General features: G+C 74.8%; 1 protein-coding gene (running past both ends of the window). It reads left to right on the forward strand.

This entire window lies inside a single protein-coding gene on the forward strand: locus tag ACWC5C_RS20895, encoding a lonely Cys domain-containing protein. The 76,236-nt coding sequence extends 23,584 nt beyond the window's left edge and 40,354 nt beyond its right edge, so the window shows coding positions 23,585–35,882 (codon 7,862, partial, through codon 11,961, partial); the first codon wholly inside the window starts at position 3. The start codon and the stop codon both lie outside this window.

Here is a 12,298-nt window from a genome sequence, read left to right on the forward strand (position 1 = left end):
GGCACGTGTACTCCACGGAGTTCCCCATCGGGGAGCACACGCCCCACGGGGCGTCGCGCGCGAGGTATTCGCTGCACCCCTCGCCCGAGACCGGGGAGATCCCCACGGCGGACTCCCTGCGGCTGTCCACCCCCCGCGCGCTGGACTCCGTCAGCATGCCAGCGCCGGTGCCGCTCCCGCCGGTCGACGCCGACACCCCCGGCTCCTCCCGCCCCACCGGCACGACCGTCCTGGACGCGCCGGTGTCGGGCCTGGACGACCCGCTGCCCGACCTCGGCGGGCGGGTGCCGGGCCTCGACGACCCGCTGCCCGACCTCACCGACACCCTCACCGAGGTGCCGCCGCCCACGCCGCCGCCCCCGCCTCCGCCGCCCTCGCCCCTCGGGCCCACCCCGCCGCCCGGCCAGAACCCCCGGCCGAAGCCGGCCGGGGTGCAGATCGACGACGAGCTGGAGGAGCGCCGCAGGCCGCGCGTCGACACCGAGATGCTGCCGCCGCCCCAGGTGCACCGGCCCAGCAGGTTCACCGACGACAGCCAGATGCCGGGCTATGTCGACGGCTTCCTGGCGTTCCCCGGCGACGAGTCCGACGACACCGCCATGCCCATCGCCTTCGGGCAGAGCGACGTCTACATCCGCGACTGGGAGCGGATCGCGGAGCACATCGACACCGAGATGGCCGGGCACGGCCCGGACACGGCCTCGGGCGAGGAGCCGTCGATGCGCCACCGGGTGCGCGGTGGCGGTATCGACGAGTCCGTCTTCCGCCGGATGCAGCGCGCGATGCGGGAACGCCCGCAGACCTTCTCCGGGGACGGCCGCGAGTTCGTGTACCGCACCGAGTCGGGGCGGCTGCGCAAGCTGCACATCAGGGTGCGCAACTACGGTGAGTGGACCAAGTTCACCGACGGCGCCGCACCGACCAAGGTGGACAACGCCTACCGCGCCCAGGCCAGCATCGGCGGTTCCAAGACGGTCGGCCAGACCCGCCAGCTGGCGCCGACGGCGCCGCTGGGGCCGCAGTCGACCATCGTCTCCGCGTTCGGCCGGGTCGGCATCCGGCTGGGCCGCATCCGCGAGGTCACCTACTCCACCCAGGACCAGATCCTGAGCGTGGGCGAGACCCGCCAGTGGGACCCCTCGCACCCGTACCTGGACGACGCGTACATCGAGGTGCGCATCACCGACGCCGAGCAGCCGCGCCCGGCCAAGCGGGGCGTCCTCGGCAGCCGCTGGCGGGCCCGGCCGGCCCTCGAGGCGGCGCCGGACGTGGAGTTCGCCTTCGGAGTGCACCACGGGCTCAAGGCGCGGCTCCCCGAGGGCGTGACCACGAACTCCACGCTCCGCCGGACCCCCACGACGCTGCGGCTGGGGCCCGAGTCCGACTACCGGCTCGTCATCACCGAGGACTTCGGCCCCGTCGCGCCGATCCGCGACTGGGCGGTGGACCGGATCGGCGCCGAACCCGACTCCTCGGCCTACCGGGAGCTGGACCGGTTCCTCTCCTCCCGGAACTTCCACCAGCTCGCCGGGCGGCTGTCCCGGTCCTCGGTGCCGGGCAAGCCGCTGTTCGCCGACGACAAGAAGCGCACCCCGCTGGGCGCCTTCGTCATCGAGCGGGTGGTCCCGGGGCGGGCCGTGCTGGCCTCGGAGACCGACAAGGCGGAGCTGCGGGACTCGGTCTTCCTGACGGTGCAGAACACCCGCAAGCAGACCAAGGCGATCGCCAAGGACTTCTCCCTGGTCGTCGGGCCCACGTTCAACCTGCCGACGTTCGGCCTCCAGAACGTCATCTCCGACTGGATGAACCGGATCAAGCCCCGGATCCAGATCGGCCCCAGCGTGCGCGCCGGGCACACCCGGGGCCGCTCGGCGATGACCGGCGGCTCGGGGGCGGTCCGCTCGGTCGGCCGGGCCAAGAACGTCACCTCCGACCTGTACCGGGTCGAGAAGACCGTCTGGATCCGCAAGACCGGGGACGCGCACGCGACGCCGTTCACCACCTGGAGCCTGGACCGGATGACGCGCACCGAGGCGCGCCGCCTGGCCGGGATGGAGGACGAGAACACCTTCGGCGCCACCGAGCCGTACGCCCCCGCCTACCTCACCGAGGACCGCCCGCCGACCCTCGGCATGGCCCGGCCGGTGCAGTTCCTCTACGCCAACGGCCGGTACAGCCGCAGGTTCGCGGCGGGCACCGAGGGCGAGGACACCTCCGCCGAGACCGCCCTCGGGCCCGTCGCCGAAGACAGCGACACCGGCAGCGGTACCGCTGCCGCGGAGAGCCCTCGGGTCACCTTCGCCGAGCGCAACCGGCTCGACTCGTTCACCCGGCAGGTGCTGACCGCCGTCGCCCGCAGGTACCCCACGATGGTCGCCCGGCTGGAGGACCTCGGAGACCCGGACGACCCGAGGTGGCGCGACCACGCGCACTACCAGATGGTCCTGCACAACACGCTGACCGTGATCAACGCGCTCTCGCACCACAGCATGGCCGGCAACCTGGAGGCGATGAGCCGGACCGGCATCCGGATCGGCCTGGTCAACCCCGGCCGGTTCACCCGCGGTTACTACCACATCTGGATCGACGCGGAGCTGACCAACCGCACCTATGTGTCCCCCACGGACACCATCCTGCGCCACAGCGCGCCCGGCGCCATGACCCTGGACGAGAGCCGGTACGGGGCCCAGGGGATCGAGCTCGGCTTCGAGGCGGTGGCGTCGCTGCGGGACACCGCCGTCGACGACATCGGGTTCCCCACCCACGCCCTGACCGGGCAGTTCGGCTACCAGGCGGGCTGGCAGACGCGGGACGAGTCCGGCTACGGCGCGACCGCCACGTTCGACCAGATGGCGGTCAGCACCAAGCCGGGCAACCTCTACTCCTACGACCTGTCCCTCACCGTGAGCACCGGCGGCTACTGGCGGCCCCGGAGCCTGCTGCGCGGCCTGGTCAGCTTCGGCATCCTCGGCACGTCCCTCTTCGTCCGCGGCCCCAAGGGCCGGGGCGACATCATCGGCGGCGACGCCGAGGTCCCGGCCGTCCGGGGCAAGGTGCTGCTGAGCGTCCCGTCCGAGCATTCCCCGAAGACCGACCCGCACGCGCCGGGTGCCGACAACCCGTACCTGGACCCGAACCCGGTCACCCGCGCCGCGATGACCCGCGACGAGGCAAGGCAGCTGATCGACGCCTCGCCCGAGGACGGCCGGGACCCCGGACCGCTGGACGGGCTGCCCCACCAGACCCTGTCGGTGGTGGCCGACACGGCCTCCCCGGGAATCGTGGACCGGGTCCTGGCCAAGGCGTCCCACAACAAGTGGCAGCTGACCCGGGTCGGCGCCCCCGCGCACGACGCCGCCGTACGCCCGCAGCAGCCGCAGTTCCTGACGGCCAACGTCGACCAGAACGCGAGCGCCACCGGATCGCACACCACGGGCCTGTTCGGCAAGGGGCCCTACCTCGACTGGCTGGCCACCGTCGCGCACCGGATGCGGGTCACCAACCTGCGCGCGCTCAACCGGCCGCAGCCGATGGAGACCGAGCTGACAGTCGGCGGCAGCACCAAGGCGGCGGGGGTGCAGAGCAAGTCCTTCACCCAGTCGGCCGGGTTCACCGCCGTCTACGGTCACTCCCACCAGCAGGGCCCGGGCGTGACCGGCGGTTACGGCCTGGTCTGGCGGCCGTGGTGGCGCAGCCGGGGCTCCAGCGGAACCATCACCCGCACGGTCACCTCGGACATCAACCGGGTCGACATGGGCCACCAGGTGCTCACCACCGGCGACGCCGAGCACGAGGTGGCCGCCGAGACGCGCTCCTCCGGTGTGCTCTCGCCGCTGGGCACGGTGGTGCGCACACTGCGCGACTGGGCGGGGGAGCGGCAGGTCGTCAAGGGCGGCTGGCTGGGCCACCTGCCCGAGCGGGTCGCCCACCGGCTCGGCCTCATCCGCGGTGACGACCTCGGCGGCGGCCCGTCGTACACCCGCCGCGGCTGGCTCCAGCCCCGGTGGTTCCGCAAGGCCCCGTTCGCCACGTACCCGGTCAACTCCCTGGACACCTCAAAGGTCGTGGAGGAGTTCGAGCGGCGACTGAACGACCTGGCCATCGACGACCAGAGCCGGGAGGCCATCTACCGCCTGACCTCGGCCCGGGTCACCCGCGCGCTGCGCCGGGAGATGATGGGCAGGGGCTCCGGGGTGACCGCCCGGATCGGCGGCCCCGGCTGGAAGCGGGTCCGGATCGGCGGGCGGAACGTACGCATCCGTGCCCAGCTCGAACCCGTGGGCGAGCAGCGGTTCGTCCAGCTGTGGCCGCGCACCGAACTGGAGGACCACCGCTGGGCGACGGAGAGCCACAGCGACGCCTTCCCCACCGGGCGGGGCAGCGACGCCGGAACCCAGATCAACGAGGGCGTCCACACCGGCGACACCCACGTGCCGATGGCGGGCCCGTCGATGGCCGAGACCGGCTCCAACCGGCAGAACGTCTCCGGGGCCGACGCCCGCCTCCGGGGCCGGCTGTGGACCACGTACACCAGCGAGCCGCACGCCGAGTACGCCACCCGCTACCGGCTGCGCATCACCCTGGAGATGGGCCGGAAGAGGGGGGACGAGCCCCGGCACCCGGAGACCCGGCGGATCGAGCACAGCGGGGACGTCGGCATCCAGCGGGAGATCGTCCCGCTCAGCCTGATGCGGCCGGACGCCGCCCCGGGCGCCCCGGCGGACGGGCCCGATCCGCTGGCCCCGCCGGAGATCGCCGACGAGCCGGCCGCGGTGAGCGTCCTCAGCGGGGACGACTCCCCGCTGAAGACGGACAGCGACATCACCGGGGCCCTCGACTCCTGGCGCGCCATCACCCTGCCCGACGGGACACAGGGTCCGTTCATCCCGCCCCAGAACGGCTTCCACGTCCGCAACATCATCGGCGCCGAGAACATCCTGGCGGCGAGCACCATCGCGCTGGGCAAGGCGTACGACAACCGGCTCTCCACCGCCTCGGGACGGCTGACCGGGGACGTGCTGGAGCGGGCCCTGCGCATCGCCCGGATCACCCCGCTGACCGCCGAGGGCACCGGCTCCGCGCAGGTGCTGGAGGACTCCCACGGCTCCGGTGCGCTCTCCGCCTTCTTCGAACATGCCTCGGGCAACGACGGCTACGAGACCGCCGGCCTGGTCGAGAACGCCGTCGCGGACCGCTCCGAGGGAGCGCTGCGGGTGTTCTCCCGGCCGGACTTCGCCGGCGCGCAGCTGCTGGCGGTGGCCGACGGCGCCCGGATGGAGTCCTCCGTCCGGGTCACCCAGAGCCACAACGAGACCGCCTCCCAGGGCGGCGACCACAACACCGTGTTCGGCGGCGCCCCCGCCCTGAAGTCGGACACCGTCGGCGCGGCGAACCCGGGCGCCTCCGGCACCGGCGCCGACACCTCCGACAGCGACGGGCGGGTGATCGCGGGCGAACAGGCCCGCCAGGTGAACGTCAAGCCCAGCACGGGCCGGGTGTTCGCGTTCGCCATCCCCACCGCCTGGCTGAGCGTGGCCGAGGTCCAGCGGCAGCTGAAGGACCTGCCGTCGAGCAACTGGGTCCGCAAGCACCTGCTGGGCTCGCTCGGCGGCGTCAAGCCGGGCCCGCAGACCGTCGAGTCGCGGACCCACGTACTGGCCTGGGTGCGCGAGGACGTCGCCCGCCAGCTCGGGCTGATCACCGACGACAACTTCCCCGAGTCCCTCGCCACGGCGTGGACCAAGGTCAAGGACGCCGCCAATGCGTGGGCCGACGAGGACGCGAAGTACTGGGAGCTGCGCCGGGACCTCCCCGATCTGCGGGAGGCCGCCACCGCCGCCATGGTGGCCCGTTCGGTGGCCCGGCGGCAGCGCCGGGCGGCCGAGGACGCCGCGGGAGCGGAGCTCGCGGCCGCGCGGCGGGACTTCGCGGCGGCGACGGCGGCGGCCGACGCGGCGCTCGAGCAGGCCCCCGGAGACTTCCCGGCGCCGGTGGCCGACGCGCTGCGGTCCGCCACGGAACTGGCCGCACAGGCGCTGCTGACGTATCAGACCGCCCTGCTGCACACCTTGACGGACACCGACACGCCCGCGCGGCGCGCCGCCGCCGAAGCCCGGCTCGCGAGCGCGGGGAAGGCGCTGGCCGAGGCGGACGCCTTGGTCGCCGGCATCCGCCGCCGGGAACGCGACCGGATGGCGGCGGCGGCGCGGCAGGACTTCGACCGCCGTACGGCCGCGGCGGAGGAGAGCCTGGCCGGCGCGCGGGACGCGGCCCACGCGGCGGCCCAGGCGTTCCGGGCGGCCGAGCGCGCCGTGGAGGCGCGCGTCGCGGAGGCGCGGAGCCAGGAGCGCAAGGCCGAGGACGCGGCGGACGCCCTCCACCACCTGCGCGCCCAGACCGATCGGCTCACCCGCTGGCACCAGCTGCCCGAGGACCCGCCCAGCGGCGAGGAGGGCGCGATCCCGACCCGCGCCGGACTGCCCGAGCCGCAGGTGACGGACTGGACGCCGGGGAAGACCGGGCGGACGGAGAACCCGCTCAGGCACTCCGCCCGGCCGAAGGCGGCGAAGGCGCCCGGGCTGGGTTCCCTCGCCGAGGAGCCGACGACGGATCCGGCCGGGAGGCCGCGGACCCCCCGCAGCCCGAGGGCGCCGCGGACGCCGGTGCTGGAGTCCATCGCCGAGGAGACGCCCGAGGGACTGTCCGAGGGCGAGACCCCGGAGCCGGACACCTCCGGCACGGAGAGCACCGGGGGCGACACCGGCACGGACACCGACGGCACGGGCACGGAGCGCCGGGGGGACACCCGGGACGAGACGTTCCGGGAGGAGCCCGCGACGTCCGGCACACCGCCCCGGTACACCGAGGTGACCGCGCTCGGCGACGGCGCGCCCGCGCTGAAGTCCCCCGAGGGGACCGCCCACCGGCTGCTGGACGTCCCCGCGGACAACTCGTTCTACCGCGCGTTCCAGCGCGCGCTGCCCGCGGCCCGCACCGGGTCCGACGGCACCGCACTGGACGCCGCCGGCCTGCGCGACGCCTTCGCGGACGCGGTGGAGGGGCTGCCGGAGGACTCGCCGCTGCTGACGTACTTCTCCCCGGACGAGACGGACACCTTCACCTCCGCCGAACTGGACGCCGCCGCCCTGGACCTGGGCACCGACACCCCACAGCGCCGCGAGTTCGACGCCCTCGGCGTCATCCCGCACTCGGCGGGCGACCGGCCCGCCCCCGACCGCCGCTACCGGCCGCTGACCCCCGCGCAGCGCCGCGCGCTCGCCGCTGCCCAGCTCCGGCGTGCCGCCGACGCCACGCACGACACCGGCTGGAACCACGGTGTCGCCGACGTGCTCCCCGTACTCGCGGCCCGGATGTACGGGGTGGGCGTGCGCGTCGTCCGCGACGACGGCACGTACCAGGACTACTCGCCCAACCCCGACCGCCCGCTGCGCGCCGACGCCGAGCGCGTCGTGCTGTACCTGGCGGACCGGCACTTCCGGGCCGTGGAGGCGGCCGCCGTGGCCGAGGGCCCGCCCCCGCCGCCGAAGCCCGAGCCCCCGGTGGACGACTCCCTGCTGACCGCCCACGCCACCCGCCCGTGGACCTGGGAGGGCCTGGCGGACGCGATCTACGCGGACCAGCCGAAGTACGACGCGGCCACCGACGTCCGTACGCTGACCGACCCCGACGGCTACGCGTACGACCTGGTCCAGCCGCAGGTCGGCGACGGAAACCAGTTCTATACCGCCGTCGCCGTCGCCTTGGGCGCGGAGCCCGGGGGCGGCCGCGGGTACGAGGTGGTCGACGAGCTGACCGCGCTCATGGACACCGTGCCGCTGCCGCGGAACGTCCGGCTCGACCCCCGGGCCACGTTCACCGAGGACGAGCTGTACGGGGCCGGGTTCCGCCCGCTCACCCCCGAGCTGCGCCGGGAGTTCGAGCGCGGTGGCGGCCGGCTGTCCGAGTCCCTCCCGCCGCTGCCCGACTGGGTGCGGCAGGGCCTGGTCCGCGCGCATCTGCGGACCTCCCGCCGCTGGAACCGGGAGACGGCCCTGCTCGCGGCCCGGCTGGTGGCCGAGCACCTGGACCTGCACGTGACCTACGTGCACGAGAACGGCACGATCGACACCTTCGGCACCGCGTCCGCCGACGAGGACAACACCATCGTCCTGTACGAGCGCGGCGGCAGCTTCCTCGCGGCGACGCCCCGCGGCCCCCGCAACCCGCGTCGCCCCTGGAACTTCCGCACGACCCGGCCGACCCGCACGACCCGGCCGACCCGCACGACCCGGCCGACCCCGCCGGCCCCGCCGGCCCCGGTCCCGCCGGTGGCCGGTCTGCCCCCGGCCGGGCCGCCCGGCGGCAAGGGCGCGCCGAAGCCCCCGCCCGCCGGCCGGGAACGGCCGCGGCCCGTCAACGACGGCCTGCCGTTCGGCCTGGACACCCCGTCGGCCGGCACCGGCAGCCGGAGCGACGTCCGGGAGCGGTCGCTGGTCCGCCCCGGCGACCTGCGGGATGCCCTGGACCGGCTGGACACGCTGCGGGCGGGCGTCCCCGAACTCGCCGACGGTCCGCTGGACATGGACGCGCTCGCCCGCCATGTGCTGCTGCTGGACGACGACACGCCCGTGACCGGAGCGCACCGGGACGAGCTGTTGCGCATCGCCCTGGCCCCGGAGACGGCCGCCGCGCCCAGCCTCGCGGTGCTGGCCGGGTTCGGCCTGGCGGAGCGCGGGGCGACCGCCGTCCGGGACTTCGGTTACGACGTGGACGCCTTCGCCGCCCGCGTCCTGCACCTGGCCGCTCCCGACCCGGCCCGGCGCCGGGAACTGGTGCGGCTGCTGGAGCGCGCGGCGCGCGTCGACATCGACCTGGGCCAGAGCGCCGAGCTGGGCGCGTTCCGCCTGGCGACCGGGGGCGTGCTGGCCCCGGAGCGGGTCATCCGGCGTCCCGACGGCTCGGCGGTGGGCCGCGACGGGGACCAGCGCCTCGACGCCCTCGGCGTCGACCTGAGCGAGGTCACCCTGGTCGGGGTCGGGCCCGACGGGAGCCTCACCTTCGACACCACCGGAGCGGCGCTCTGGGACCGGCCGGAGGGCCCGCAGCCCTGGGTGGTCCGGGCCCACGGCCCGCTGGGCGAGGGGCTGCTGTCCGGCCGCGTCCCGGCGGAGGACTTCGCACGCCTGCTCTCCATCGACGTCGAGCGTCCCGCGGGCAGCGAGGTCGTCATCCTGCTCCCGCGCACCGCCCCCGCCACGGCGGGCCCGGCCGTGGAGCGGCTGCTGGACGCGGTCACGCGGAGCACGGGCACGAAGGTGTACACCGCGTACGGCACGGTGGACTTCTTCACCGACGCCGACGACCGGACCACGATCGCCCTGGGCCCCGGCCCGGACGGCCGGCCGCGTACCGCCGCCGACTTCGTCTCGGCCGGCCGGAGCGACGGTGGCGGGACCACGCGCCCTGCGACCGGCGGCAGGTGGCCCAGGTCGCGGGCCGGGGCCAAGCGGCGGCCCCGGTCGTTCGACGTGGTGCCGCCCGCCAAGCGGCAGCACACGGGGGACCCGTCCACGATGCCCGCGGCTCCGGCTCCGGCGCCGTTGCCGGGCGGGACGGCCCCCGGGACACCGTCCGAGGGCCGGACGGCCGAGCCACCGCCCCGGACGCCGATCACGATGTCCCCGGTGGGCGGAACCACGGGCTGGGCCCGGGGGCGGCGGCTGCCGGTGGCCATGGACGGCTCCTGCCTGCTGCACGCGTTCCTGGCGAGCGATCCGCTGCTCGTCCGCGGCAGCCTGCCCGGTCTGACCGCGGCCGCCCGGTCCGCCGCCGACCGGGACGCCTACGCCTGGCTGTCGGACCCCGCGCGGGTCCGCGCCGACCTGGCGCGCGGCGGCGTGCCCGGCCGCTCGGACCGCCATGTCCTCGCCGCCATGCGGCGGTTCGTCGCGGATTACCTGACCGTCTACCACAGGCGACTGCCCGTCGAGATCGTCCTGCAGTACCGCCACTCGGTGACCGGCGGATGGGCCGCGTCCGTGGACCGGATGGACGAGGCCGAGCTGGTGACCCGGCTGACCGAGCTGGGCGTCCCCGTACCGGACCAGCGCCAGTTCCCCATCGCCGCGCAGCTGCTCGGTGAGCTGCGCGACCTGGTCGTCCGGCACACCCCCCTGAGTGGCCGGGAACTGGCCGGGCTGCGAGACGCGGTCCTGGACTGGGACAACCGCTGGAACTCCGACATCGGCGACGCCTTCCCCCACCTGCTGGCCCACGCCTTCGACACCCGCATCGACATCGCCTGGTTCAACCGGCGGGCTGACGGACGGACGACCCTGCGCGGCATGCGGCGCGGGATCGGGCCCGCGAGCGCCGCCTGGGAGATCGAGCTCTTCTACAGCAACGAGGTCGGCGCGACCGGACGCCCCGTGGGGGGCACCGAGCACTACGAGGGCAGCGACGCCGCCCCCCGGTTCGTTCCCCCCGCGATCCCCGTCGGTCCGTCCACGGACCCCGGCTCCTCCACGGACCCCGGCCCCTCCACCGGCCGTCCGGCCACCGGCCCCGGCGCCACCTACAGCGGGCGCCCCTCCGCACCCGGCGGCACGCGCAGGCCCGGCCGGGACCGGACGGACCGGAACCGGCCCGAGACCCACGGACCCAGGTCACGTCGGAGCTCCCGGGGGCGGTCCGGCCGTCCCCAACCGCCCATGCCCACCGTCCAGTTCACGCCCGAAGAACTGGCCGCCCGGACCAAGCTCAACAGCCTGCGGTCGGCCGACCCCGAGCTGCGGCACGGCCCGCTGGACATGAACCGGCTCGCCCACCGCGTCCTGCTGCTTCCCCCCGAGGCACGGGTGACCGGCCACCGGCGCGCCGAGCTGATCCGGCTGGCGTCGTCGCCCGAGGCGAGGGACGTCCGGAGCCTGGAGGGCCTGAGCGCTCTGTATCTGGTGGAGCGGGGCGTGCTCGACAACCCCTTCCGCGTCACCGACATCTACGGCCGTCCGCGGGGGATCAACTGGACCGACACCCGGGTCCCGGCCGACCTCGACTTGAGCCTCAGCGCTGTGGAGTTCCGCCGGCCGGAAGGTACCACCGTCGGCGAGGTCGGCCCGGCGCTATGGGCCACCGCGCCGGGCCGACCCGGCGCCTATCTCCTGGTGGCCTCCGGCGGACACCAGGTCCGGGTGCGGGGGCGCGCGGGGTTCACGCGGGAGGTACCGGACGAGGTGCTGGGCGAGCTGATGGCCCTCGACCCGGTCCTGACCGACCTCCCGTGGGACGTCGGTGTGGCGATGATGCCCCCCGGCTTCGGCCGCAACCCGGCCCGGCCAAGGGCGCTCGCCACCCGGCTCGACCGCAATGTGGTGTCCACCAGCGGCCACCCGGACGTGGTGGAACTGCCGGACCGCCCGGGGCACCGGGTGTTCGGTCTGGTGGACGACGCGGAACGGCCGCGAAGGGACTTCTTCATGTCCGTTCCCGGACCGGTGCCCTCGGATGTCGGGGCGGAGGATTGGGAGCGGGAGGCGGAGACCTTCCCCATCCCCGACGCCGACGGCTGGGTGACGGGCTTCGTCTCGCTCGACCTCGGGGCCCGCGACGGTCACAGCCATCAGCTGGTGTCGGAAGCCGCGAAGCTACCGACGGTGACCTGGTTCACGACCTACAACCATCAGCTCCGCACGTTCGGAGAGCAGAAGCAGCATGTGCCGTGGCCGGTCGGCTGGACGGTCTTCGACGCCCAGCATGGCCTCCCGGGCTGGGTCTTGTGGGTCACGAGGTCCGGGCTCCAGCGCAAGAGCGGCCGTGACCACGCCCGCGCCCTGGCCCGCTGGCTCACCCTGGCCCAGGCGCCATCGGACCGCGCCCGGGCGCTGCTGATCTGCTTCGCCGCGGCGCGGCCGGGTGTCGGCGGCGTATTGGACGGAAACGTGGTCGGCCCGCTGCCATTCGTCCCCGACCCGCTCTCGGTGGTCGCCGTCGGACAGGAAGTGGCCACCGATTCCGAGGCGACGACGTACGGCGCCCTCAACCGCATCACCACGCACACGATGCCGGACGGCACCGTGGTCGTCCTCGTGATGAGCGATGTTCGAGGCCAGGGAGCCGTCCTGGTCAAGTTCCGCCCCGAGCCGAAGGGCACCGCGCTCGACGAACATGCCCGGATGGCCGGGCATCACGACGGCCCCGGCCTCGCGTCCGATCCGGTGCGCCACGAGACACGGCGATTGCTGCGCGCGCTGAAGGAGGCTTTCCACGACCCCGACGTGCAGGACTGGCCGAACTACCCGGC

The organism is Streptomyces sp. NPDC001700 (assembly GCF_053596435.1).